General features: G+C 71.8%; 19 protein-coding genes. 9 read left to right on the forward strand and 10 right to left on the reverse strand.

Going from position 1 to position 25,701, the window contains the following annotated elements; all coding sequences use genetic code 11:
• Window positions 1–33: 33 nt before the first annotated feature.
• Window positions 34–1,617: a site-2 protease family protein gene (locus ACIQVT_RS17540; RefSeq protein WP_403753684.1), complete on the reverse strand. Its 1,584-nt coding sequence runs from the start codon at window positions 1,615–1,617 to the stop codon at window positions 34–36.
• Between the two features lie 507 nt (window positions 1,618–2,124).
• Between ACIQVT_RS17540 and ACIQVT_RS17545 the strand changes: the two genes are divergently transcribed.
• Together ACIQVT_RS17545 and ACIQVT_RS17550 are read left to right on the forward strand one after the other, a co-directional pair.
• Window positions 2,125–3,012, forward strand: coding sequence for a RecB family exonuclease (locus ACIQVT_RS17545; RefSeq protein WP_403753687.1), 888 nt, complete (start codon window positions 2,125–2,127; stop codon window positions 3,010–3,012).
• A gap of 14 nt (window positions 3,013–3,026) precedes the next feature.
• The gene (locus ACIQVT_RS17550) at window positions 3,027–3,698 is read left to right on the forward strand and encodes a response regulator (RefSeq protein ID WP_403753690.1); all 672 of its coding nucleotides are present in this window, start codon (window positions 3,027–3,029) and stop codon (window positions 3,696–3,698) included.
• Window positions 3,699–3,763: 65 nt separating this feature from the next.
• Here ACIQVT_RS17550 and ACIQVT_RS17555 read toward each other — a convergent pair whose 3' ends face one another.
• The 4 genes from ACIQVT_RS17555 to metH form a co-directional block, all read right to left on the reverse strand.
• Window positions 3,764–5,344: an ABC transporter substrate-binding protein gene (locus ACIQVT_RS17555; protein ID WP_403753693.1), complete on the reverse strand. Its 1,581-nt coding sequence runs from the start codon at window positions 5,342–5,344 to the stop codon at window positions 3,764–3,766.
• Between the two features lie 97 nt (window positions 5,345–5,441).
• On the reverse strand, window positions 5,442–7,046 hold the full coding sequence (locus tag ACIQVT_RS17560) for an ABC transporter substrate-binding protein (RefSeq protein ID WP_403753696.1): 1,605 nt from the start codon (window positions 7,044–7,046) through the stop codon (window positions 5,442–5,444).
• 435 nt (window positions 7,047–7,481) lie between these two features.
• On the reverse strand, window positions 7,482–8,222 hold the full coding sequence (locus ACIQVT_RS17565) for an HAD family hydrolase (protein ID WP_403753699.1): 741 nt from the start codon (window positions 8,220–8,222) through the stop codon (window positions 7,482–7,484).
• Window positions 8,223–8,373: 151 nt separating this feature from the next.
• Window positions 8,374–11,892, reverse strand: coding sequence for a methionine synthase (gene metH / locus ACIQVT_RS17570; protein ID WP_403753702.1), 3,519 nt, complete (start codon window positions 11,890–11,892; stop codon window positions 8,374–8,376).
• A gap of 278 nt (window positions 11,893–12,170) precedes the next feature.
• Here metH and ACIQVT_RS17575 point away from each other — a divergent pair, with 278 nt between their 5' ends.
• The 5 genes from ACIQVT_RS17575 to ACIQVT_RS17595 all read left to right on the forward strand — a co-directional run bounded on the left by ACIQVT_RS17575 (window position 12,171) and on the right by ACIQVT_RS17595 (window position 18,526).
• Window positions 12,171–12,935: an IclR family transcriptional regulator gene (locus ACIQVT_RS17575; RefSeq protein WP_403753705.1), complete on the forward strand. Its 765-nt coding sequence runs from the start codon at window positions 12,171–12,173 to the stop codon at window positions 12,933–12,935.
• A gap of 350 nt (window positions 12,936–13,285) precedes the next feature.
• Entirely contained in the window at window positions 13,286–14,080 is a 795-nt protein-coding gene (locus tag ACIQVT_RS17580) for an MIP/aquaporin family protein (protein ID WP_403753707.1), read from the forward strand.
• A gap of 69 nt (window positions 14,081–14,149) precedes the next feature.
• A complete protein-coding gene (gene glpK, locus ACIQVT_RS17585; RefSeq protein ID WP_403753710.1) occupies window positions 14,150–15,688 on the forward strand; it encodes a glycerol kinase GlpK in 1,539 nt (512 codons plus the stop codon).
• Window positions 15,689–15,734: 46 nt separating this feature from the next.
• Window positions 15,735–17,351 (forward strand): FAD-dependent oxidoreductase, encoded by a 1,617-nt coding sequence (locus ACIQVT_RS17590; RefSeq protein ID WP_403753713.1) that lies wholly within the window; start codon window positions 15,735–15,737, stop codon window positions 17,349–17,351.
• 182 nt (window positions 17,352–17,533) lie between these two features.
• The gene (locus tag ACIQVT_RS17595) at window positions 17,534–18,526 is read left to right on the forward strand and encodes a PAC2 family protein (RefSeq protein ID WP_403753716.1); all 993 of its coding nucleotides are present in this window, start codon (window positions 17,534–17,536) and stop codon (window positions 18,524–18,526) included.
• Between the two features lie 70 nt (window positions 18,527–18,596).
• Here the strand turns inward: ACIQVT_RS17595 and mshC are convergent, their stop codons facing one another.
• The 4 genes from mshC to ACIQVT_RS17615 form a co-directional block, all read right to left on the reverse strand.
• The gene (gene mshC / locus ACIQVT_RS17600; RefSeq protein WP_403753719.1) at window positions 18,597–19,826 is read right to left on the reverse strand and encodes a cysteine--1-D-myo-inosityl 2-amino-2-deoxy-alpha-D-glucopyranoside ligase; all 1,230 of its coding nucleotides are present in this window, start codon (window positions 19,824–19,826) and stop codon (window positions 18,597–18,599) included.
• 114 nt (window positions 19,827–19,940) lie between these two features.
• Entirely contained in the window at window positions 19,941–20,765 is an 825-nt protein-coding gene (locus tag ACIQVT_RS17605; RefSeq protein ID WP_403753722.1) for an SCO1664 family protein, read from the reverse strand.
• Window positions 20,729–21,319 carry a DUF3090 domain-containing protein gene (locus ACIQVT_RS17610; protein WP_403753725.1) on the reverse strand — a complete coding sequence of 197 codons (591 nt, stop codon included), beginning with the start codon at window positions 21,317–21,319 and terminating at the stop codon, window positions 20,729–20,731. Before ACIQVT_RS17610 ends, ACIQVT_RS17605 begins: the two co-directional genes overlap by 37 nt.
• A gap of 103 nt (window positions 21,320–21,422) precedes the next feature.
• Complete coding sequence (locus ACIQVT_RS17615) at window positions 21,423–22,109, reverse strand: histidine phosphatase family protein (protein ID WP_403753728.1); 687 nt, start codon at window positions 22,107–22,109, stop codon at window positions 21,423–21,425.
• Window positions 22,110–22,182: 73 nt separating this feature from the next.
• On the opposite strand from ACIQVT_RS17615, the gene corA reads away from it, so the two are divergent.
• Window positions 22,183–23,178 (forward strand): magnesium/cobalt transporter CorA, encoded by a 996-nt coding sequence (gene corA, locus ACIQVT_RS17620; RefSeq protein ID WP_403753731.1) that lies wholly within the window; start codon window positions 22,183–22,185, stop codon window positions 23,176–23,178.
• A 132-nt stretch (window positions 23,179–23,310) separates the two neighbouring features.
• Here corA and ACIQVT_RS17625 read toward each other — a convergent pair whose 3' ends face one another.
• Window positions 23,311–24,366, reverse strand: a complete 1,056-nt coding sequence (locus ACIQVT_RS17625; protein ID WP_403753733.1) for an LLM class F420-dependent oxidoreductase — start codon at window positions 24,364–24,366, stop codon at window positions 23,311–23,313.
• 230 nt (window positions 24,367–24,596) lie between these two features.
• Here ACIQVT_RS17625 and ACIQVT_RS17630 point away from each other — a divergent pair, with 230 nt between their 5' ends.
• On the forward strand, window positions 24,597–25,580 hold the full coding sequence (locus ACIQVT_RS17630; protein WP_403753735.1) for an aldo/keto reductase: 984 nt from the start codon (window positions 24,597–24,599) through the stop codon (window positions 25,578–25,580).
• Window positions 25,581–25,701 lie beyond the last annotated feature (121 nt).

Consider the following 25,701-nt stretch of genomic DNA (forward strand, 5'->3'; position numbering starts at 1 on the left):
CCTACCGGCGTTTCGGGGGGTCGCCGACCACGGTCACGGGGTGGGCCGGGCCATCGCCTTCACGAAGGCGCGTTCGACGTCGGCGGCGGACAGGACGCCGTAGATCTCGCCGGTCCGCTCGACCACGAGGTACTCGGTGGCCGGGGCGGCGCGGAGGGTGTCCAGCAGTTCCTCCCCGGCCAGCTCCGCGGAGACCCGCATGCCGTCGGTGAGCTCCTGGGCCAGGCCGCTCACGGCCACCCAGGGGCGGCGGTGCTCGGGTACGCCGACGATGGCGGCCTCGCGGACCAGCGCGAGGGGGGTGCCGTCGGCGTCGACGACGACCAGGGCGCGGGCGCCGGCGGCGTTGGCCCGGCGCAGCGCCTCGGAGAGCGGGGTGTCGGTCTCGACCGGTACGGCCCGCCGGGTGAGGGTGCGGGCGCGCAGCTCGGGGAGGTGCTCCCGGAGCCGGGCCATGCGCAGGCTGTTGCCGGCGCCGGTCCAGATGATCGCGGCGAGGATCGCGGCGAGCAGGGCGTCGGTGACCGTGTCCATGCCGCTGGTCTGCGTGTCGTTCCCGCCGAAGGTGCCGGAGTGGTTGACCAGCGGCAGGCCGATCAGGACGGAGACGGCGAGGGCGCGGCCGACCCAGGCCGCGGCGACGGTGCCGCTCATCGGCCTGCCGGTGAGCTTCCAGACGACGGCGCGGAGCATGCGGCCGCCGTCGAGGGGCAGGCCGGGCAGGAGGTTGAAGATCGCGACGATGAGGTTGGAGACCATGAGCCCGGCCAGCAGCACGCCGGGGACGGTGCCGGGTTGGACGGGCTGCATGGCGAGATAGAACAGGCCGGCCAGGACGAGGGAGAGCAGCGGGCCGACGAAGGCCAGGACGAATTCCCGGCCGGGGGTCTCGGCCTCCTTCTCGATCTCCGAGACGCCGCCGAAGAACTGGAGCTGGATGCGGCGGACCGGCAGCCGGAAGCGGATCGCGGCGACCGTGTGGGCCAGTTCGTGGACGAGGACGGAGGCGTAGAAGGCGACCGCGAAGAAGAGGGAGACCAGGTAGCGGGCGGCGCCCAGCTCGGGCAGCACCCGGTCGAGCTGGCCGCCGAAGACCCAGGTGATCAGCGCGGCGACGAGGAACCAGCTCGGTGCGACGTACACGGGGACGCCGAAGGGCCGTCCCATGAGGATGCCGCCGCCGGGCTCCTTGGGCCGCTGCCGCGGCGGCTCCCCCTTGGCGATGCCGGAGTGCGCGAGGGAGCGGTGCTCGGCGGAGTGATCGGCGTGCGGGTCGGGCCCGTGCGGGCCCTCCTGCCCGGCCGGGCGGGCGCCATCGTCGGGTGCCGGGCGCGGTGGGCCGTCCGGGTCCTCGGGGCGGGGGGCGCCGGTCGTGCCGTCCGCGGTGGAGGCGCCGTCGCGTCCGGCGGCCGTGTCGTCCTCGTCGGCCGGGCGGGGTCCGGCGGGGTCGCCGGACGGGGTCCGGCGCGGGGTGTCCGGTCGCGGTGGCGTGGGCCCGGGGGCGCCGTGGTCCTGGTCCGCGGGGCGGTCGCCGGGTCCGGCCGTGGGGTCGGCGGAGTTGTCGGCCGGCCCGTCGTTGCCGGACCGCGGCTGCCCGCTCCCGCCGCTCACGTCCACGGTGTCCCCTCGTTCGAAGCGTCTCCCGCCTGCCGGCGGAAGGGTCTCAGCTCGATGGTATGCGGCTGTGGCGGTGCCTTCCGCTCCGGCACCCCTTGTGTCCGCTCGTGCCCGCGCGTCCGGCCGGGCCGGCGACGGGGTCGCTGTCGGTGCCGGGCCGTAAGGTCTGTGGACATGGACAGCAGCATCGAGGAGGCGGCGGCTCCACCCGCCGGCGCCGGGCACACGCCACCGGACGCCCCACCGCAGGAGCAGCCGGCGGCCCCGGCCGGGACCCCGTCGGCGGTGCCGGTGGAGGGTTCCCGGGCGCCGGCGGAGGGTTCCCCGGTGCCGGAGGCTTCCCCGGTGCAGGCGGAGGGTTCCCCGGTGCCGGAGGCTTCCCCGGTGCCGGCTGACGGTTCACCCGTGCCGGCGGAGGGTTCCCCGGTGCAGGCGGAAGGTTCCCCGGTGCCGGAGGCTTCCCCGGTGCCGGCTGACGGTTCACCCGTGCCGGCGGAGGGTTCCCCGGTGCCGGCGTCCCCGGGGGACGGTGGGGAGCGGCCGGCCGTGGCGCCGGCCTCGCTGTCGCCGTCCCGGGCGAGCGACTTCATGCAGTGCCCGCTGCTGTACCGGTTCCGGGTGATCGACCGGCTGCCGGAGAAGCCGAGCGAGGCGGCGACCCGGGGCACGCTGGTCCACGCCGTGCTGGAGCGCCTGTTCGACGCGCCCGCCGGTGAGCGGACCGCGCCGCGGGCCAAGGCGCTGATCCCCGGGCAGTGGGACCGGCTGCGGGAGAGCCGACCGGAGGTGACCGAGCTGTTCGCCGACGATCCGGAGGGCGAGCGGCTGGCCCGGTGGCTCGCCGAGGCGGAGCGGCTGGTGGAGCGCTGGTTCACGCTGGAGGACCCGACGCGGCTGGAGCCGGCCGAGCGGGAGCTGTTCGTGGAGACCGAGCTGGACTCGGGGCTGCGGCTGCGCGGGATCATCGACCGGGTGGACGTGGCGCCGACCGGTGAGGTGCGGATCGTCGACTACAAGACGGGCAAGGCGCCCCGCCCCGAGTACGCGGAGGGCGCCCTGTTCCAGATGAAGTTCTACGCCCTGGTGGTGTGGCGGCTGAAGCGGGTGGTCCCGCGCCGGCTCCAGCTGGTCTACCTCGGCAGCGGTGACGTGCTGACGTACGACCCCGTCCTCGCCGACCTGGAGCGGGTCGAGCGCAAGCTGCACGCGCTGTGGGAGGCCATCAGCCTGGCCACCGAGACGGGGAACTGGCGGCCCCGGCCGACCCGGTTGTGCGGCTGGTGCGACCACCAGGCGCACTGCCCGGAGTTCGGCGGCACTCCCCCGCCCTACCCGCTGCCGGTGAGGGCGGTCGGGGCGGGGGCGGTGGCGCAGGGCAGAATGGGCGCGGACTAGCGAAGGAGTGTCACGTGGCCATCCGCGTCCTACTCGTCGACGACCAGCCGCTGTTGCGGACCGGCTTCCGGATGATCCTGGAGGCCGAGCAGGATCTCGCCGTCGTCGGCGAGGCCGGTGACGGTCTCCAGGCCCTCGACCAGGTGCGAGCGCTCCAGCCGGATGTCGTGCTCATGGACATCCGGATGCCGCGGATGGACGGTGTGGAGGCCACCCGGCAGATCACCGGCCCGGGGCGGGACGGTCCGGCGAAGGTGCTGGTGCTGACCACGTTCGACCTCGACGAGTACGTGGTGGAGGCGCTGCGCGCCGGGGCGAGCGGCTTCCTGCTCAAGGACGCGCCCGCCAACGAACTGGTGCAGGCCATCCGGGTCGTGGCGGCCGGCGAGGCCATGCTCGCGCCGAGCATCACCCGGCGGCTGCTGGACAAGTACGCCACGCACCTGCCCTCCGGCGAGGAACCGGTGCCGGACGTCCTGCACACCCTGACCGACCGTGAGCGGGAAGTGCTGAAGCTGGTGGCGCGCGGGCTGTCCAACGCGGAGATCGCGGCCGACCTGTTCGTCAGCGAGACGACGGTGAAGACCCATGTCGGACACGTGCTGACCAAGCTGGGCCTGCGTGACCGGGTGCAGGCGGCGGTGTACGCGTACGAGAGCGGACTGGTGCGCCCCGGCGCGCAGTAGCCGCCGGTGGCGTGGTGCGGGGGCGCCCCTCGCGGTGGTGCGGGGCGCCCCTGCCACGGCGGTCGTCAGCTCTTGCTGAGTTCCCAGAACCGGAACACCGTCGAGGCGTCCAGGCAGTACTCCAGGCCGTAGACGCCGTCGCGGACGACCGCGTACTGCTTGGCCTGCCAGACCGGCAGGACGGGCAGTTCGTCGGCGACGATGTCCTGGAGCCGGCCGAACTCCTTGTCGGTCGCCGCCCGGTCGCTCTGCGCGGCGGTGGCGGGGAGGAGCGAACCGGTGATGGTGCGGTTGCCGTAGTGGTTCTCCAGCACGTTGCCCTTGCCGAAGAAGGGCGCGGTGAAGTTGTCGGCGTCCGGGTAGTCCGGCACCCAGCCCTTCACGTACACGCCGTACCTGCCGCGGGCGATCTCCTTCTCGTACCGGCCGAAGGGGGCGGACCGCACGTCGGCGTCGAACAGGCCACTGGCGTTCAGCTGGCCGGCGACGGCCTTGAGTTCCTCGTCGGTGGCGGGGCCGTAACGGGACGGCGTGGACCACAGGGTCAGCTTCACCTTGCCGGTGATGCCGTCGGCGCGCAGGGCGGCGGCGGCCCTGGCGCGGGAGGGGCGGGCACCGTACGTGTCGAAGAAGGCGGTGTTGTGGCCCGCGATGCCCGCCGGGATGATCGAGTACAGCGGGGTGGCGGTGCCCTGGTAGACGTTCTCGATGAGGGCGTCGCGGTCGATGAGGTAGGCCATGGCCCTGCGCACGCCGAGCTTGCCGGCCACCGGGTCCTTCATGTCGAAGACGAGGTGCTGCACCTCGGCGCTGGTGCCCTCGATGACCTCGACGCCCTTGTCGTCCTTCTGCCGGTCGAGGCCGGCGATGTCGGAGGCGGCCAGACCGCGGTAGGCGATGTCGACGGCGCCGTCGAGGAGGGCCCGCTTCAGAGCGGTGCGGTCCCCGTGGAAGAACTTCAGGGTGACGCCGGAGTTCTTGACCTCGGCGGTGCCCTTGTAGTGGGTGTTGACCGAGAAGACCGCCTGCTCCTTGTCGAAGGAGTCCAGCTGGTAGGGGCCGGAGCCGACGGCCTTGTGGTCGGTGCGCAGGCCGTTCGCGTCGTACTGGCGGTGGTCCACGACGGAACCGGCGCCGGAGGCGATCTTGCTGGGGAAGGTGGCGTCGGGCACCTTCAGATGGAAGACGACGGTCCTGGCGTCCGGTGTCGCGATGGTGCCGAGCATCGGGAACATGATGGCGGGACCGGCGGGGTCGTCGATCCTCAGCATCCGCTCGAAGGAGAACTTCACATCGGCGGAGGTGAGGGGGTCGCCGTTGCTGAACCTCAGACCGTCCTTCAGTTCGCACCGGTAGACCGTGGCCCGGGTGTCGGTGAAGCCGCACGACTTCGCCAGTTCGGGTTCGGGTTCGGTCGCGCCCTTGGGGAAACTGAGCAGCGACTGGAAGACGTTGTCGAACAACAGCCAGGAGCCGGGGTCGTAGCCGGACGCCGGGTCCGTGGCGAGGACGTCGTCGGACATCCCCATCACCACGGCCGGACCGGTTCCCCCCGAATCGCCGGTTCCCGAGCCGCAGCCGGTCAACAGGCCGGAGGCCAGCCCCGCCACGAGGGGCAGGACTGGCCACGGGTTGCGCTTGTTCACTTTTACTGTGCCTTGTCGTCGGTTCGTCACCCCGGGGCCACCGTCCTGGCCCCGGGTCCCGGGGCAGCCGTCCCTGGCCCCCGGGTGAGGAGAGCCGTCAGCCGCTCACACCACGGCCGAGCTCCCACAGCTGGAGCGTCGAGGACGAGTTGAGGGCGTAGGAGACGCCCGTGATGTTGTCCCGCGCGGCGACGTACTGCTTGCCCTGCCACAGCGGCAGCACCGGCACGTCGTCGGCGACCATGTCCTGGATCTCGGTCAGGCTCTTGGCGGCGCCGAGCCGGTCGGCCTCACGGCGCGACTGCGGGATCAGCGAGCGCTGGATGGTGCTGTTGGCGTACGGCGAGCCGAGGAAGTTGTCCTTGTCGAGGAAGGGCGCGAGGAAGTTGTCGGCGTCGGGGAAGTCGGGGAACCAGCCCATGCCGTAGACGTCGTACGCGCCCTTCTGCTCGGCGGGCCGGAACTTCGTCCAGGGGTGGCCCTGGATGGAGACGTCGAACAGGCCGCTGTCGTTCAGCTGCTGCTGGAGGATCTCGAACTCCTGCTTGGTGGCCGAGCCGTAGTGGTCGGTCGTGTAGTGCAGGGTGAGCTTCACCGGCGTGGTGATCCCGGCCTTGGCGAGCGAGTTCTTGGCCTTGTCGACGCTGGGGTTGCCGTACTTGTTGAAGAACGAGTTGGAGTGGCCGGTGACGGTGGCGGGGACCAGCGAGTACAGCGGCTCGGCCTGGGTACCGTAGACCTTGGAGACCAGTTCGCCGCGGTTGATGATCTGGGCCATCGCCTGGCGTACGGCCTTGGACTTCACGCTGGGCGCGTCGGTGTTGAAGGCCAGGTAGCGGATCTCCAGGCCGGGCATGTCGACGAGGTCGGCGTTGTCGTCGCTGCCGGCGTCCAGCTTCTGGATCTGCGCGGGCGACATGGTGCGCGTCATGACGTCGATGTCGCCCTTGTTCAGCGCGGTGCCCATCGCGTCGGCGTCCTTGAAGGAGCGCAGCTCGACGGCGTCGTTCTTCACCGTCACGTTGCCCTTGTAGGACGGGTTCTTCGTGAAGGTGATGCTGGTGATCGCGTTGTTCTTGACGTCGGCCTGGAGGGTGTACGGGCCGGAGCCGTCGACGTCGAAGCCGTCGCGCAGCTTGTCCTTGTCGTAGTCCTTCGGGTTGACGATGCCCGCGACGGGGGTGGACAGCTTGTACGGGAAGGTGGCGTCGGCCGTCTTGAGGTGGAAGACGACCTCGCGGTCGCCCTGCGTCTCGATGGTGTCGATGGTGTTCAGCAGGGCGGAGACACCACTGTCGGCCTTGATGCGCAGCGCGCGCTCGATGGAGAACTTGACGTCGGCGGCGGTCACCGGGTCGCCGTTGGCGAACGTGAGGTTCTTGCGCAGCTTGCAGACGTAGCGCTCGCTGCCGCTGTCGGTGAAGGAGCAGCTCTCGGCGGCCTCGGGCGCGGGGTCGCCCTCGCCCTTGGGCTGGGCCATCAGGGTCTGCACGGTCTGGCGCAGGATGTTCCAGGTGCCCACGTCGTAGGCGTAGGCGGGGTCGAGCGGCGCCGGAGCGGCCTTGGTGGCCGTGAACTGGTCCGTGGTACCGACGACGATGGCGTCACCGCTCTTGCTCCCGCTGTCGGTTCCGCCGCACGCGGCGAGAACCGGGGTGAGCAGGCCGGCCACCGCCGGCAGCACCAAAGTCTTGCGGTTCATGCGGGAGTTTCTCCAGAGCTGTTCGGGTCCGTGTATCCGGCATGCATGGGTGGTGCGACGGATCACGGGGGTTCGCGGTGATGTTCTCGCGACGAGATTAGTCCGCGCCCGCAGGGCGCCTCACGGCCGCGTGAGTTGATCCCCCATCACGCAGTGGAACCGGTCGCGGACGCACCGAAAACCCGACAGCGGCAGGATTAGTGCAGCTTCCCACCAATCGGGACACAAAGACCCGCCCGGACCGGCCGATCCGGGACACTCAGCACAACCGCACGGGGCTGTCGAGTCCGGTCGGCGTGGGAAACGTCACACCTACAACTGTGTGACGGGTCAGCACAATTCGGCCGGTCGGCCCACCGCCAATTCCGTCGCGGCGCGCTTGTCGCGGAATAGGTCCGGCGCGGCGTCAAAGGGCGTCGCACGCTGGGTGAACGCCTAGCGCATTTCCGTCATCAGGCCCCGGAGAAATGCCAGGTCGACCTCTTCCAGGGAGGAGACGACGGTCCGTCCGGCGGCCTGGCCGATGGGCGCCACGGAGGGTACGGCGATGACCCGGCAGCCCGCGGCCTCCGCGGCGGCGACCCCGGTGGCGGTGTCCTCCACCACGGCGCAGCCGGCCGGGTGCGCGCCGAGTCCCGCGGCGGCGAGCAGGTAGGGGTCCGGGAAGGGCTTGGTGCGGGAGACCTCGTCACCCGCGACGGAGAGGGCGAAGTGGTGCGCGCCCAGCACGGACAGCACCCGGTCGATGATGCGCCGGTGGGAGGCGGAGACCAGGGCCGTGGGCACGCCGTGCCGGTGCAGTTCGCCGAGCAGCCGGGCGGCGCCGGGCATCAGCGGCAGGGCGCGGTCGATGCGGTCCTCGAACCCGTCGTTGAGCAGCACGGAGAGTTCGGCGAGGGTGATGTCGGCGCCGGTGGCCTCGATGAGGAAGCCGGCGCTGCGGGTCATGGGGCCGCCGACGACGACGTGCCGCCAGGAGTCGTCCAGGGTGTGGCCGAGGCGGGCGAAGACCTCCACCTCGACGTCCCACCAGAAGCCCTCGGTGTCCACCAGGGTGCCGTCCATGTCGAGCAGCACCGCCTGGAGGCCGGAGCCACCGGACGGTGCGGTCCCGTCCGCTCCGGTGCCGGCGGGAGCGGGGGGAAAGGTTCCGGGCGCGGGGACCGTGCTGGTCAAGGGCGCACCTCCTGGAGGGACGGTCAGGCCGGCTCCCGTACGGGAACCGGCCTGCGGTGGACCGACCAGTGTACGACGCCGCGGCGCGGAACGCCTCGTCCGTCGCTCGCGGCGCGTGGGCCGTCCGGGGGGACCCTCCGCGCGGCGGGGGTCACCTGGCGTTGAAGTACTTCGCCTCCGGGTGGTGGATCACGATGGCGTCGGTGGACTGCTCGGGGTGGAGCTGGAACTCCTCCGAGAGGTGCACACCGATCCGCTCCGGCTGGAGGAGGGTGGCGATCTTGGCGCGGTCCTCCAGGTCGGGGCAGGCGCCGTAGCCGAGGGAGAAGCGCGCGCCGCGGTAGCGCAGGGCGAACATGTCCTCGACGGCGGCGGGGTCCTCGCCGGCGAAGCCGAGTTCGGAGCGGACCCGGGCGTGCCAGTACTCGGCGAGGGCCTCGGCGAGCTGCACGGACAGGCCGTGCAGTTCGAGGTAGTCGCGGTAGGCGTTGGCGGCGAAGAGCTTGGCGGTCTCCTCACCGATGCGCGAGCCGACGGTGACGACCTGGAGGCCGACCACGTCCGTCTCCCCCGACTCCTCCGGGCGGAAGAAGTCGGCGAGGCACAGGCGCCGGCCGCGGCGCTGGCGGGGGAAGGTGAACCGGGTACGTTCGTTGCCCTGCTCGTCCAGGATGATCAGGTCGTCGTCCTTGGAGACGCACGGGAAGTAGCCGTAGACCACGGCGGCCTCCAGCAGGTTCTCCGTCTGGAGCCGGTCGAGCAGGCCGCGCAGGCGCGGGCGGCCCTCGGTCTCCACCAGCTCCTCGTACGACGGCCCCTCGCCGGTGCGGGCCTGCTTCAGCCCCCACTGCCCCTTGAACAGGGCGCCCTCGTCGAGCCAGCTCGCGTACTCCTTGAGCTGGATGCCCTTGACGACCCGGCTGTCCCAGAACGGCGGGACCGGCACGGGGTTGTCGGTGGCGACGTCGGAGCGGACGTGCCCCTCCTCCGGGCGCTCGTCGGCCTCCTCCACGACGGCCGCGGCCCGCACTCGGCGCTGCTTCAACTCGGGCAGCTTCGCGCCGGGCACGCCGCGCTTGACGCCGATCAGGGCGTCCATCAGGCGCAGGCCCTCGAAGGCGTCCCGGGCGTAGCGGACCTCGCCCTCGTAGATCTCGTGCAGGTCCTGTTCGACGTAGGCGCGGGTCAGGGCGGCGCCGCCGAGGATGACCGGGAAGTTGGCGGCGAGACCGCGCTGGTTCAGCTCCTCCAGGTTCTCCTTCATGATCACCGTGGACTTGACCAGCAGGCCGGACATGCCGATGACGTCCGCGCGGTGCTCCTCGGCCGCCTCCAGGATCGCGGAGACGGGCTGCTTGATGCCCAGGTTGACGACGTTGTAGCCGTTGTTGGAGAGGATGATGTCGACGAGGTTCTTGCCGATGTCGTGCACGTCGCCGCGCACGGTCGCGAGGACGATGGTCCCCTTGCCCTCCGCGTCCGACTTCTCCATGTGCGGCTCGAGGTGGGCGACCGCGGCCTTCATGACCTCGGCGGACTGGAGGACGAACGGCAGCTGCATCTGGCCGGAACCGAACAGCTCGCCGACGACCTTCATGCCCTCCAGCAGGGTGTCGTTGACGATGTCGAGCGCGGGCCGGTCCCGCAGGGCCTCGTCGAGGTCCGCCTCCAGCCCGTTGCGCTCGCCGTCGATGATGCGGCGCTGGAGACGCTCCTCCAGCGGCAGCGCGGCCAGCTCCTCGGCCCGGCCGGCCTTCAGGGACTTCGCGGTGGCGCCCTCGAAGAGCTGCATGAGCTTCTGGAGGGGGTCGTAGCCCTCGGAGCGGCGGTCGTGGATGAGGTCGAGGGCCGTGCGGACCTCCTCCTCGGTGAAGCGGGCGATCGGCAGGATCTTGCTCGCGTGCACGATCGCCGAGTCCAGGCCGGCCTTGACGCACTCGTCCAGGAAGACGGAGTTCAGCAGGATGCGGGCGGCCGGGTTGAGACCGAAGGAGATGTTCGACAGGCCCAGCGTGGTCTGCACGGCCGGGTGGCGCCGCTTCAGCTCGCGGATCGCCTCGATGGTGGCGACGCCGTCCTTGCGGGACTCCTCCTGACCGGTGCAGATGGTGAAGGTCAGGGTGTCGATGAGGATGTCCTCCTCGTGGACGCCCCAGTTCCCGGTGAGGTCCGCGATCAGCCGTTCGGCGATCTCGACCTTCTTCTCGGGGGTGCGGGCCTGCCCCTCCTCGTCGATCGTGAGCGCGATCAGGGCGGCGCCGTGCTCCCGCGCGAGCCGCGTGACCTTCGCGAACCGGGAGTCGGGGCCGTCGCCGTCCTCGTAGTTCACGGAGTTGATCACCGCGCGCCCGCCGAGCTTCTCCAGGCCCGCCCTGATGACCTCCACCTCGGTGGAGTCCAGGACGATCGGCAGGGTGGAGGCGGTGGCGAAGCGGCCGGCCAGTTCCGCCATGTCGGCGACGCCGTCACGGCCGACGTAGTCGACGCAGAGGTCGAGCATGTGCGCGCCCTCGCGGATCTGCTCGCGGGCGATCTCCACGCAGTCGTCCCAGCGGGCCTCCAGCATGGCCTCGCGGAACTTCTTGGAGCCGTTGGCGTTGGTGCGCTCGCCGATGGCCAGGTAGGCGGTGTCCTGGCGGAAGGGCACCGTCTGGTAGAGGGAGGCGGCGCCGGGCTCGGGGCGCGGGTCGCGCTCGGCCGGGGCGAGGCCGCGGACGCGCTCCACGACCTGGCGCAGGTGCTCGGGGGTGGTGCCGCAGCAGCCGCCGATCAGGGACAGGCCGTAGTCCTGTACGAAGTTCTCCTGGGCGTCCGCCAGTCCCTCGGGGTCGAGCGGGAAGTGGGCGCCGTCCTTGGTCAGGATGGGCAGTCCGGCGTTGGGCATGCACAGCAGCGGGATGCGCGAGTGCCGGGTGAGGTAGCGCAGGTGCTCGCTCATCTCGGCGGGGCCGGTGGAGCAGTTCAGGCCGATCATGTCGATGCCGAGCGGCTCCAGCGCGGTGAGCGCGGCGCCGATCTCGGAGCCCAGCAGCATGGTGCCGGTGGTCTCGAAGGCCATCGAGACGAGCAGCGGGACCTCGACGCCGAGCCGCTCCATGGCGTTGCGGGCGCCGAGGACGGACGCCTTGGTCTGGAGCAGGTCCTGGGTGGTCTCGACGATCAGGGCGTCGGCGCCGCCGGCGAGCAGGCCCTCGGCGTTGGCCTGGAAGCCGTCCCGGATGGTGGTGAAGGCGACGTGGCCGAGGGTGGGCAGCTTGGTGCCGGGGCCGATGGAGCCGAGGACCCAGCGCGGGCGGCCGTCGTCCGCGGCGTGGGCGTCCGCGACCTCGCGGGCGATGCGGGCGCCGGCCTCCGACAGCTCGTACACCCGGTCGGGGATGTCGTACTCGGCCATGGCCGCGTGGTTGGCGCCGAAGGTGTTGGTCTCGACGCAGTCGACGCCCACGGAGAAGTACGCCTCGTGGACGGAGCGCACGATGTCGGGGCGGGTGAGGTTGAGGATCTCGTTGCAGCCCTCGAGGTTCTCGAAGTCCTCGAGGGTGGGGTCCTGGGCCTGGAGCATCGTGCCCATCGCTCCGTCGGCGACCACCACACGGGTGGCGAGTGCCTCGCGGAGCGCGGACACCCGGGTCCGGCTGTCGGCGGAAGGGGACGTGGGCAACGAGGCCATGAAGGGGCTCCCTGGGCTGCGACGGCTGTCGGCTATGCGGTTTCCCCGGCAGGCAGGGTTGCCGCACGGCGTCAGAGTAGCCGGGAGTGGGCTCGGATGGGCACCCGCGTCCACGGGGCGGACGTGTCGGGGCGGCCGCGGGTGGGCCGGCCGGTCTGTAACAGGTGTCGTCCGACCATTGGCGGTTGATCGCCGAGGACCGGTAGTGTTCGGCATTGCCGAACGGTGGATTTCGCATGGCGCCTACGGCAGTCGAGAGGGACGGAGGCAGGACGGCGATGGCACGGAACATCCAGTCGCTCGAACGGGCGGCCGCGATGCTGCGGCTCCTCGCGGGCGGCGAGCGGCGGCTCGGCCTGTCGGACATCGCCTCGTCGCTGGGCCTCGCCAAGGGCACCGCCCACGGCATCCTGCGCACCCTCCAGCAGGAGGGGTTCGTCGAGCAGGACGACGCCTCCGGGCGCTACCAGCTGGGCGCGGAGCTGCTGCGGCTGGGCACCACCTACCTGGACGTGCACGAACTGCGGGCCCGGGCCCTGGTGTGGGCTGACGACCTGGCCCGCTCCAGCGGCGAGAGCGTGTACCTGGGCGTCCTGCACCAGCAGGGCGTCCTGATCGTGCACCACGTCTTCCGGCCCGACGACAGCCGGCAGGTGCTGGAGATCGGCGCCATGCAGCCGCTGCACTCCACGGCGCTGGGCAAGGTGCTGTCGGCGTACGACCCGGTGGCGCACAGCGAGGCGCTGGAGGCGGACCGGAAGCCGTTCACGGACCGCACGGTGTGCGACCCGGGCGACTTCGAGCACCTCCTGGACGTGACGCGCGCGCGGGGGTACGCGGCCGACGTGGAGGAGACCTGGGAGGGGGTGGCCTCGCTCGCCGCCCCGATCCACGACCGCCGCCGCATGCCGGTGGGCGCGGTCGGCATCACCGGGGCCGTGGAACGGCTGTGCCGGGAGGGCGAGCTGCGCCCCGACCTGATCGCGGCGGTGCGGGACTGCGCCCGCGCGGTCTCCCGCGATCTGGGCGCCGGACGGTTCTGACCGCTCCGACCTGGGCTGGAAGCGCGTGATGACCGGGACGCCGGGCGACGTCCCGGCTGCCGATCTACCCTGAAATAGACATACGGGATCAAACGCATGTCCGTCGCCCCTGGGTCGATAAGCCGTAGCGATCAATAACGATCCTGTTTTCGATAACAGAACTCTTGACGCACGCGTAACGCCGAACAAGACTCCCGTCCATCGGTCGGCATTGTCGAACACCTACCGGCAATACGCGCTAGAGTGTGACAACGCCAGAGGCCGGCCAGCTCTCACCCCCCTGAGGGCGCCAGACCCCCGGCGGGAACCGGGGTCCGGCTACCCCTGGACGAAGGACAAAGGAGTCGCGGGTGTCCAGCTCCGACATCTTCATCGGCGAGACCATCGGTACCGCCATACTCATCCTGCTCGGCGGCGGCGTCTGCGCCGCTGTCACGCTCAAGGCCTCCAAGGCCCGTAACGCCGGTTGGCTCGCCATCGCCTTCGGGTGGGGCTTCGCCGTCATGACGGCCGTATACATCTCCGGGCCCCTGTCCGGCGCCCACCTCAACCCGGCCGTCACCGTCGCCCTGGCCATCAAGGACAGCGACTGGAGCAACGTCCCGACCTACTTCGCCGGCCAGCTGCTCGGCGCCGTGATCGGCGCGGCCCTGGTGTGGGTCGCCTACTACGGACAGTTCCACGCGCACCTGACCGACAAGGAGATCGTCGGCGGTCCGGGCGCGCAGGCCACGTCCACCAAGGCCGTGGAGGCCCAGGAGAAGGGCGCCGGCCCGGTCCTCGGCGTCTTCTCCACCGGTCCGGAGATCCGCAACGTGGTGCAGAACCTGGCCACGGAGATCATCGGCACCTTCGTGCTGATCCTGGCGGTCCTCACCCAGGGCCTGAACGACAAGGGCAACGGCCTCGGTGTGCTCGGCGGACTGATCACCGCGCTCGTGGTCGTGTCGATCGGTCTCTCCCTGGGCGGCCCGACGGGCTACGCCATCAACCCGGCCCGTGACCTGGGCCCGCGCATCGTGCACGCCCTCCTGCCGCTGCCCAACAAGGGCGGTTCCGACTGGAGCTACGCCTGGATCCCGGTCGTCGGCCCGCTGGTCGGCGCCGCGATCGCCGCAGGCCTCTACAACGTCGCGTTCGCCTAGGAATCCCCCGGGACGCCGCCCACGCGCCGTACGTACAGCCCCACCACCACGGACCCTCAGGAGCACACAGTGACCGACGCCCACACCGCAGGCCCCTTCATCGCCGCCATCGACCAGGGCACGACCTCCTCGCGCTGCATCGTCTTCGACCGGGACGGCCGCATCGTCTCCGTCGACCAGAAGGAGCACGAGCAGATCTTCCCCAAGCCGGGCTGGGTCGAGCACAACGCCAACGAGATCTGGACCAACGTCCAGGAGGTCGTCGCCGGAGCCGTCGAGAAGGCCGGCATCACCCGCGACGACATCAAGGCCATCGGCATCACCAACCAGCGCGAGACCACCGTGCTGTGGGACAAGAACACCGGTGAGCCCGTCTACAACGCCATCGTCTGGCAGGACACCCGCACCGACGCGCTCTGCCGCGAACTGGGCCGCAACGTCGGCCAGGACCGCTTCCGCCGCGAGACCGGCCTGCCGCTGGCGTCCTACTTCGCCGGCCCCAAGGCCCGCTGGCTGCTCGACAACGTCGACGGCCTGAAGGAGCGCGCCGAGGCGGGCGACATCCTCTTCGGCACCATGGACAGCTGGGTCATCTGGAACCTGACCGGCGGTGTCGACGGCGGCCGGCACGTCACCGACGTCACCAACGCCTCGCGCACCATGCTGATGAACCTGCACACGATGGAGTGGGACGAGAGAATCGCCGAGTCCATCGGTGTGCCGCTCCAGATCCTGCCCGAGATCCGCTCCTCCGCCGAGGTCTACGGCGAGGTCACCGGCGGCCGGCTCGGCGATCTGCTCGGCGGCATCCCGGTCGCCTCCGCGCTCGGTGACCAGCAGGCGGCCCTGTTCGGCCAGACCTGTTTCTCCGAGGGCGAGACGAAGTCGACCTACGGCACCGGCACCTTCATGGTGATGAACACCGGCTCGAAGATCATCAACTCCTACGCCGGCCTGCTGACCACCGTCGGCTACAAGATCGGCGACCAGCCGACGGTGTACGCGCTGGAGGGTTCCATCGCCGTCACCGGTTCGCTGGTGCAGTGGATGCGCGACCAGATGGGCCTGATCTCCACCGCGGCCGAGATCGAGACGCTCGCGCTCTCGGTCGAGGACAACGGCGGCGCCTACTTCGTGCCGGCCTTCTCGGGCCTGTTCGCCCCGCACTGGCGCTCCGACGCCCGCGGTGTGATCGCCGGCCTGACCCGGTACGTGACCAAGGCGCACCTCGCGCGCGCCGTCCTGGAGGCGACCGCCTGGCAGACGCGGGAGATCGCCGACGCCATGGTCAAGGACTCCGGCGACGAGCTGGTCGCCCTGAAGGTCGACGGCGGCATGACCGCCAACAACCTGCTGATGCAGAACCTCGCCGACGTGCTGGACGCCCCCGTGGTGCGTCCGATGGTCGCCGAGACCACCTGCCTCGGCGCCGCGTACGCCGCCGGCCTCGCCGTCGGCTTCTGGTCCAGCACCGACGAGCTGCGCGCCAACTGGCGCCGGGCCGCCGAATGGACCCCCCGCATGGACGCGGAGATCCGCGACCGTGAGTACAAGAACTGGCTCAAGGCCGTAGAGCGGTCCATGGGCTGGCTCGAGGACGAGGACTGAGCGGTCCCCCCGCCCAGTCAGCTCTGACGAGGAGTAAGTACCCGACATGACCAGTCAGTCCACCCTGAAGTCCGTGCCTGCCCTGGGGACGCACCCGGCCTCCGGCTCCAACCCGAGCCGCGCCGAGACCAGGGAGCAGCTCGCCAAGGCGTCGTACGACCTTCTTGTGATCGGCGGCGGCATCCTGGGCATCTCCACCGCCTGGCACGCCGCGCAATCCGGTCTCAGGGTGGCGCTGGTCGACGCCGGCGACTTCGCCGGCGCCACCTCCTCCGCCTCCTCCAAGCTGCTCCACGGCGGTCTGCGCTACCTCCAGACCGGCGCGGTGAAGCTGGTGGCGGAGAACCACTTCGAGCGCCGTGCGGTCTCCCGCCAGGTGGCCCCCCACCTGGCGAACCCGCTCACCTTCTACCTCCCCGTGTACAAGGGCGGGCCGCACGGCGCGGCGAAGCTGGGCGCGGGCGTCTTCGCCTACTCCGCGCTCTCCGCGTTCGGTGACGGCGTCGGCCACCTCCTCTCGCCCGCCCGGGCGGCGCAGGACGTGCCCGAGCTGCGCACCGAGAACCTCAAGGCCGTGGCCGTGTACGGCGACGACCAGATGAACGACGCCCGCATGGCGCTGATGACGGTCCGGGCGGCCGTCGAGGCCGGCGCGGTCGTCCTGAACCACGCCGAGGTCACCGGGCTGCGCTTCACCCAGGGCCGGGTCACCGGCGCCGAGCTCAAGGACCGGACCTCCGGTGACGAGTTCGGGGTCAACGCCCGCCTGGTGCTGAACGCGACCGGCCCCTGGGTCGACCACCTGCGCAAGCTGGAGGACCCGGCCGCGGCCCCCTCCATCCGCCTGTCGAAGGGCGCGCACCTGGTGCTGAAGCGCACCTCGCCGTGGAAGGCCGCGCTCGCCACCCCGATCGACAAGTACCGCATCACCTTCGCCCTCCCCTGGGAGGACATGCTGCTGCTCGGTACCACCGACGAGGAGTACGAGGGCGACCCGGCGGACGTGTCCGTCACCGAGAAGGACATAGCCCAGATCCTGGACGAGGCCGCGTTCTCCGTCCGGGACCAGCAGCTCCAGCGCGACCTGATCACCTACTCGTTCGCCGGTCTGCGGGTGCTGCCGGGCGGCCCCGGTGACACCGCCAAGGCCAAGCGCGAGACCGTGGTCACCGAGGGCCGGGGCGGCATGCTGTCCGTCGCGGGCGGCAAGTGGACGACGTTCCGCCACATCGGCCGCACGATCATGAAGAAGCTGGAGGCGCTGCCGGGTCATCCGCTCGGTGACGACTTCGAGCCGATCTCCTCGCTGCCGAAGAAGCTGCCGCTGCCCGGTGTCGCCAACCCGCGGGCGGTCGCCCACCGCCTGCTGGTGGACAACCCGGCGCCCGGCCCGCGCATGGCCGCCGACACCGCCCGGCACCTGGCCACCCACTACGGCTCCCTGGCCTTCGACATCGCCCGCCTGGCCAACGAGAGCCCGGAGCTGGCCGAGCGCGTCCACCCCGACGCCCCGGAGATCTGGGCGCAGGTCGTCTGGGCCCGCGACCACGAGTGGGCCGAGACGCCGGACGACGTGCTGCGCCGCCGGACCACGCTGACCATCCGCGGCCTGGCCACGGACGAGGTCCGCGGGAAGGTGCAGGACCTGCTCGACCGGAAGTAGTCCGTGTGCGCGAGGGCGGCCCCACACCGGTGGGGCCGCCCTTTTCGCGTGCTGACCGGGGGTGTTCCGCACCCGACATCGGGGCAGTGATCCGTTCACTGCCCCGTGCGAGGGGGCCGGCGTTGCCGCCGGACGCCGTAAGGTTGGTGAGTCAAGCGAGGCACGTCGGAAGGAGGCACTGGGTGATCGAGCTGGAGGGGGTTCCCGAGCTGATCGACCCAGTCATGGTGGCCGCGTTCGAGGGCTGGAACGATGCCGGCGACGCCGCCTCCACGGCGGTCGAGCACCTGGAACGCGAGTGGAAGGGCGAGGTGTTCGCGGCGCTGGACGCCGAGGACTACTACGACTTCCAGGTGAACCGTCCCACGGTGTTCATGGACGGCGGTGTGCGGAAGATCACCTGGCCGACGACCAGGCTGTCGGTGGTCCGCGTCGGCGGCGACAAGCCGCGCGACCTGGTGCTGGTGCGCGGCATCGAACCGTCCATGCGCTGGCGTTCGTTCTGCAACGAGCTGCTCGGTTTCGCGCACGAGCTGGGCGTGGAGCTGGTGGTGGTGCTGGGCGCCCTGCTCGGTGACACCCCGCACACGCGGCCGGTGCCGGTCAGCGGGGTCACGTCCGACCCGGACCTGGCCCGCCGGATGGACCTGGAGGAGACCAAGTACGAGGGCCCCACGGGCATCGTCGGCGTCCTCCAGGAGGCGTGCACGCACGCCGGTGTCCCGGCGGTGTCGCTGTGGGCGGCGGTGCCGCACTACGTCTCCCAGCCGCCCAACCCGAAGGCCACGCTGGCGCTGCTGAACCGCCTGGAGGACCTGCTCGACGTACGGCTGCCGCTCGGCGAGCTGCCCGAGGACGCGCGGGCCTGGCAGGTGGGCGTCGACCAGCTGGCCGCCGAGGACAGCGAGGTCGCCGAGTACGTCCAGACGCTCGAGGAGGCCCGGGACACCGCGGAGCTGCCGGAGGCGTCGGGCGAGGCGATCGCCCGCGAGTTCGAGCGGTACCTGCGGCGCCGGGACGGCGGTCCGCCGGGCGGGCACGCCACCGCCGAGGGCGGGGAGGGCGGTTCGTACCTGCGGGACAACCCGGGCGGCCGGTCCCGTCCGGCGAAGCCGCCCCGGCCCGACGCGGCCGAGGGCGACGACCAGGACCAGGGCGACTCCGCCGAGGACTGAAGCCGAGCACCGGGCACACGGGGAGGGGCGGTACGCGCGACGCGTACCGCCCCTCCCCGTGTGCCGTCCGCTAGAGCGCCACGCCCAGCAGGGCGTCGACGGCCCGGGAGACCAGGCCGGGGGCGCCGATGTCGGTGCCGCCGTCCCGCTCCTGGCGGGCCGCCCAGCGGTCCACCGCGGCGAGCGCGGCGGGCGCGTCGAGGTCGTCGGCCAGCGCCGCCCGGATCTCCTCCACGAGCGCGTCGGCCGAGGGCCCGTCGGGCCGGGAGACGGCCGCGCGCCAGCGGCCGAGCCGGGCCACGGCGTCCTGGAGGACCTGGTCGGTCCACTCCCAGTCGGCGCGGTAGTGGTGGGCGAGCAGGGAGAGCCGGATCGCCGCCGGGTCCACGCCGTCGCGGCGCAGCGCCGAGACGAAGACCAGGTTGCCCTTGGACTTGGACATCTTCTCGCCGTCGAGGGCGACCATGCCGGCGTGCACGTACGCCCGGGCCATCGGGAACTCGCCGGTGAGCACCTGGGCGTGCGAGGCGCCCATCTCGTGGTGCGGGAAGGCCAGGTCGGAGCCGCCGCCCTGGACGTCGAAGCCCATGCCGAGGTGGTCCAGGGCGATGGCGACGCACTCGATGTGCCAGCCGGGCCGGCCCCGGCCGAGGGTGCCGCCGTCCCAGCTGGGCTCGCCGGGCCGGGCCGCCGACCACAGCATCGGGTCCAGCGGGTTCTTCTTGCCCGGACGGTCCGGGTCCCCGCCGCGCTCTGCGGAGAGCAGCCGCATGGCGGCGGCGTCCAGGTTCGAGACCGTGCCGAAGTGCGGGTCGGACTCCACTGAGAAGTAGACGTCGCCGTCCAGCTCGTAGGCGGCGCCGAGGTCACGCAGCCGTTCCACCAGCGGCACGATGCCCGGTATCGCCTCGACGGCGCCTATGTAGTGGCGCGGCGGGAGCATCCGCAGGGCGGTCATGTCCTCGCGGAAGAGAGCGGTCTCCTTCTCGGCGAGGGTGACCCAGTCGACGCCGTCCCGCTCCGCGCGCTCCAGCAGCGGATCGTCGACGTCGGTGACGTTCTGGACGTAGTGGACCTGCCGCTTGGTGTCGAGCCACACGCGCTGGACGAGGTCGAACGCGTTGTAGGTCGCCGCGTGACCCATGTGGGTCGCGTCGTACGGGGTGATGCCGCACACGTAGATTCGGGCGACAGGACCGGGGTCGAGGGTGACCGGACCGCCGGTCGCGGTGTCGTGGATCCTCAGGTCGCGGCCCTGACCAGGCAGGGCGGGGACCTCGGAAGCGGGCCAGGCATGCATGTACATGAGCCTAACCGGCGTCGAGCCGCGCGTACGAACGGGATCGAGCCGGATGCCCGGTTCTGCCATCTTGCACCTCGGCGCCGGATGTGCTGGCGCACCCGGCGGCGACGGTCACACCGGCGGCCAGGGGATCGCCGGCCAGTCCCCGCCCGGTTCGGGGTGCACGCCCGAGGCGAGCAGCGCGTCGACGCGCGCCCGTGTGGCGTTCGTCTCCGCCGTCGTGATCAGTCCGCCCAGCCGCTCGCCCAGCGGCCCGTCCAGGGCCTCCCGCAGCCCCTTCAGGACCCCGAGGGCCTCCGGGGTCAGCGGCTCCCCGGCCCAGCCCCACAGCAGCGTGCGCAGTTTGTCCTCGACGTTGAAGCTGACGCCGTGGTCGATGCCGTAGAGCCTGCCGTCCGCGGTCGGCAGCAGGTGGCCGCCCTTGCGGTCGGCGTTGTTGATCACCGCGTCGAGGACGGCGAGCCGGCGCAGCCGCTCGTCGTCGGCGTGCACCAGGAGCGCGGTGCGGCCCTCGCCGACCTCGGCGAACCCGATCGCCTTCCAGCCCGGCTCGGGCTCCTCGCCGTCGACCAGGGCGAGCAGCTCCGCCTCGGGGCTCACCTCGATCCACAGCTGGCACATGCCCTCGCCGTACGGGCCGTCGCGCAGCACGGTGGGAGGCACCAGCCCCCAGCCGGTGGCCTCGGAGACCTCGTAGGCGGCCACCTCCCGGCCCGCCAGGTGGCCGTCGGGGAAGTCCCACAGGGGCCGCTCCCCCGCCACCGGCTTGTACACGCAGGAGGCCTGCCGGCCGTCCAGCGCGACCGTGCAGAACAGCGCCGCGTTGGACGCCTCGCGGATCCGCCCGCGTACGGTCAGCTCACCGCGCGCGAGCAGCTCGGCGGGGTCGGGGTCCGCCGTCACGCTCCGCGGCGGTATCCGTTCTGGCGCGGACATACGTGTCCTTCCGGATCGAGCGGGAGGCTGCACAGCGGGCACGGCGGCCGCCCGGCGTTGACGACGTCCAGGGCGCGCTTGGCGAAGGCCCGGGCCTGCGCGCCGGTCAGCCGGACCCGCAGCATCGGGGGCCCGTTCTCCTCGTCCTGGAGCAGTCGCTCCTCGGCCTCGGCGAGGTCCTCCTCGGTGTCGGCCTCCAGCTCGACCAGCGCCTGCGCCTCGACGATCATGCGCTGGTCCTCGCCGTCCCAGGCCAGCGCCATGGTGCCGACGCGGAACTCCTCCTCGACGGGGCTCGCCAGCGGGGCGGTGTCGGTGATCTCCGAGGGTGCCACGGCGGGCACGGCGGCGCTGCCGCCGCTGCGCCGCACGACCTCGTCGAGCAGTTCGTCCATACGCTCGGCGAGCGCGGCGACCTGGGTCTTCTCCAGGACCACGCTGGTCACCCGGGGGCCTGCGGTGGCCTGGAGGAAGAACGTACGGCGCCCGGGCAGTCCGACCGTGCCGGCCACGAAGCGGTCCGGCTGGTCGTAGAGGAACACCTGACGGGACACGTCCTGTCTCCATTGATTCGAGAGGTGCGGTGCGGGCCTTCGGCATGCACGGCTGTTCGGGTGCGCGGCCGTGCGGACCGCTTCACCCTACTGCGGCCGACGATCACGGTGCGCCCGCACCACCCCCGACCGGTGCGTCGCCCTCGCCGGGTTCCTCGCGCGGGGCGAGCGAAGCGAGGTCTCCGGTGTCGCCCAGGCGGACGAGGTAGGGCCGGAGGCGGGTGTAGCGGATCGCGGTGACGGAACACGGTTCCACCGAGACCCGCTGGAAGAGGTCGAGATGGAGCCCGAGGGCGTCGGCGACGAGCGACTTGATGATGTCGCCGTGGGAACACATCAGGTACACGGCGTCGGCGCCGTGCTCGCGCTCCACGCGCGCGTTCCATTCGCGCACCGCCTCCGCGGCCCGCGTCTGCATGGCCCGCATCGACTCGCCGCCGGGGAAGGCGGCCGCGGACGGGTGGGCCTGCACGACCTCCATCAGCGGCTCGTCCTTCAGCTCGGCGAGCTTGCGGCCGGTCCAGTCGCCGTAGTCGCACTCGCCGATCCGGTCCTCGGTGTGGGCGCGCAGCTCCGGGCGGGCCGCCAGCAGCGGCCGCACCGTCTCCTGGCAGCGCTGGAGCGGGCTGACGACCGCTTCGGCCAGCGGCAGGCCGGCCAGCCGCCCGGGCAGCGCGGCGGCCTGTGCGGCGCCGCGCTCGTCCAGGGCGACGCCGGGCGTCCGGCCGGCGAGGAGGCCCGAGGTGTTGGCGGTGGAACGTCCGTGCCTTACGAGGATCAGCGTGGGCATGCGGACCAGGGTAGGCGCATCACGGGATGTGCCGGTGATGTGCCGGTGATCGGCCGAAGGGAGAATGCGCCGCGTGATCGTGGACTGCGCCATCTACCGCCAGGGGCACCGTACCGAGGGCCCGGAGGACCTGTCCGACGCGCTCGCCGAGGCGAGGGCGGCGGGCGGGTTCGTGTGGATCGGGCTGCACGAACCGTCGGAGCGGGAGTTCGACCTGGTCACGAGGGAGTTCGGACTCCATCCGCTGGCCGTGGAGGACGCCCTGAAGGCCCATCAGCGGCCCAAGCTGGAGGTGTACGACGACTCGCTGTTCCTGGTGCTCAAACCGGTCGTGTACGAGCCCCGGAGCGACGCCGTCTCGGCCGGTGAGGTGATGATCTTCATAGGTGACTGCTTCGTGGTGACCGTGCGGCACGGCGAGGGCGCGCCGCTGGCCGCCGTGCGGCACCGGCTGGAGGAGGAGCCCGAGCTGCTCGACAAGGGCCCCACCTCCGTGCTCTACGCGATAGCGGACGCCACCGTCGACCACTACCTGGAGGTGGCGACGGAACTCCAGACCGACCTGGACGAACTGGAGGCGGAGGTGTTCCGGCCCGAGATCGGGGGGTCGCGCAACACCGCGTCGAGGATCTACACCTTCAAGCGGCAGGTGCTGGAGTTCCGGCGGGCCACCGGGCCGCTGACGCTGCCGCTGTCCCGGCTGGCCGACAACGGCCCGGCCGGCGGCGGGGTGCCGTTCGTGCACGACAAGGCACGGCCCTTCTTCCGGGACGTGGGCGACCACCTGACGCGGGTGAACGAGTCGGTGGAGGCCCTGGACCGGCTGGTGTCGGACATCCTGTCGGCGCACCTGGCGCAGATGAGCGTCCGGCAGAACGACGACATGCGCAAGATCTCCGCGTGGGCGGCGATGGCCGCGGTCCCGACGATGATCGCGGGCGTCTACGGCATGAACTTCGACCACATGCCGGAGCTGCACTGGGTGTGGTCGTACCCGGCGGTGATCGCGGTGATGGCGGTGCTGGAGGTGATCCTGTACCGGCTGTTCAAGCAGCGCGGCTGGCTGTGAGGCGGGGTGCGGCGCGCCCGGCCGGAAGAAGGACCCCCAGGAGTCGTAACCGGGCGGCGCCGGACGCGTTGTTCCGGGTGACGGCCGTGGCGGGGAAGACCCCCGAGCCCCCACCACGGCCGCTGAACTCCCCTACGCGAGCCCGGCGCGCTCCAGGGCCTCGGTGCCGGCCCGCAGCGACGCGAGCCGCTCGTCCAGGGTGAAGCCGGCCGGGGCCAGGCTGAGCGTGGTGACCCCGGCGGCGGCGTAGGCCTTCATCCGGTCGGCGATGCGGTCGACGGAACCGAGCAGCGTGGTGCTGTCGACGAGGTCCTGCGGGACCGCGGCGGCGGCGCCCTGCTTGTCCCCGGACAGGTACCTGCGCTGGATCTCGGCCGCCTCCCGCTCGTACCCCATGCGCTGGGCGAGCTGGTTGTAGAAGTTCTGCTTCGGGCTGCCCATGCCGCCGACGTACAGCGCGGTGTACGGGCGGAAGGTGTCGGCGAGGCGGGAGACGTCCTTGTCGTCGCCGAGGGCGATCGGCAGCGTCGGGCACACGTCGAACCCGTCGAGGGACAGGCCCGCCTTCTCCCGGCCGGCGCGCAGGTGCTTGACGGTGGTCTCCTCCAGGTGCTCGGCGGAGGGGAAGATCAGCAGCGCGCCGTCGGCGATCTCACCGGTCTGCTCCAGGTTCTTCGGGCCGATCGCCGCGATGTACAGCGGGATGTGCTCGCGCTGCGGGTGCACGGTCAGCTTGATCGGCTTGCCGGGGCCGCCGGGCAGCGGCAGCGTCCAGTGCTCGCCCTCGTACGACAGCCGCTCGCGGGTCATCGCCCGGCGGACGATCTCCACGTACTCGCGGGTGCGGGCCAGCGGCTTGTCGAACTTGACGCCGTACCAGCCCTCGGAGACCTGGGGGCCCGAGACGCCGAGGCCGAGCCGGAACCGGCCGCGGGACAGCGAGTCCAAGGTGGCGGCGGTCATCGCGGTCATCGCGGGCTGGCGGGCCGGGATCTGGAAGATGGCCGAACCGACGTCGATGCGCTCGGTCTGCGCGGCGACCCAGCTGAGCACCGTCGCCGCGTCGGAGCCGTACGCCTCGGCGGCCCAGCACACGGCGTAGCCCAGCCGGTCGGCCTCCTGCGCCACGGCCAGATTGTCGCCGTCCATTCCGGCACCCCAGTAGCCGAGGTTGATCCCGAGCTGCATGCGCGATTCCCCTTACCGACGAGTAACGTCCTGTGGCGCAGACCTTAGCGCGGGGCCGGGCGACGGGGGCCGGGCGTGGCCGGGGACGTGCGGTCGGAGCGTGCGGGGCGCGGGGTGGGCGGGGCGCCGGCCGGACCCCCGCCCCGGGCGCGACCAGGTGTTCGTCCCTCGTCGGGAAGGTTATCCACAGGCAACCCACGGCTGCGGGTGTGGCCAGTAATCTCGCGGACATGGAGCAGAGGCATCTCGGCCGGACCGGCCTTCGCGTGTCCCGGATCGGACTCGGCACCCTCACCTGGGGCCGGGGCACCGACGAGCACGACGCCGCGGCCATGCTGAAGGCGTTCTGGGAGGCCGGCGGCACCCTCGTCGACACCGCCGACGTGTACGGCGACGGCGAGGCGGAGTACCTGCTCGGGCAGCTCATGGAGCAACTGGTGGCCCGCCGGGACCTGGTCATCTCCACCAAGGCGGGCAGCGTCCGCGACCCCGACCGCCGCTTCGACGGCTCCCGCGGCCACCTGCTCGCCGCGCTCGACGCCTCCCTGGCCCGCCTGGGCACGGAGTACGTCGACGTCTGGCACGTCCACGCCTACGACCCCGACACGCCGCTGGAGGAGACCCTCCAGGCCCTCGACCTCGCGGTGAGCAGCGGCCGCGCCCGGTACGCGGGGGTGTCCAACTTCTGCGGCTGGCAGCTGGCCAAGGCGGCCACGTGGCAGCTCGCGGCCCCGGGCACGCGGACCCGCCTGGCCAGCACCCAGATGGAGTACTCGCTGCTCCAGCGGGGCGTGGAGCGGGAGGTGCTGCCCGCCGCCCTCGACCTGGGCGTGGGCCTGCTGCCGTCCTCGCCGCTCGGCCGGGGCGTGCTCACCGGGAAGTACCGCCACGCCACTCCGCAGGACTCGCGCGGCGCCTCCGAGCAGCTGGCGCCGTTCGTCGAGCCCTACCTCGACGACGCGGCGAGCCGCATCGTGGACGCGGTGACCACGGCGGCGGACGGGCTCGCCGTCACCCCGCTCCAGGTGGCCCTCGCCTGGATCCGGGACCGGCCCGGAGTGACCGCCCCGATCGTCGGCGCGCGCAACGCGCAGCAGCTCGCGGCGGCGTTGTCAGTGGAGGCGCTTAGTCTTCCTGACGAGATCTGCCGGGCGCTGGACGACGTGTCGGCGCCCGTGCACCGCTATCCCGATCACGACTGGAGCACGCTGTGAGCACCGAGCCGGAGACCACGGAGGAAGCCGGGCCGGGGACACCGGACACGGAGGCCGCCCCGGCCGGCACCCCGGGGGCCGTCGGCACCCCGGCCGCCCCGGAGGACCGGCACGGCACGGG

Source organism: Streptomyces sp. NPDC100445 (assembly GCF_044759735.1).
Classification (GTDB): Bacteria; Actinomycetota; Actinomycetes; order Streptomycetales; family Streptomycetaceae; genus Streptomyces.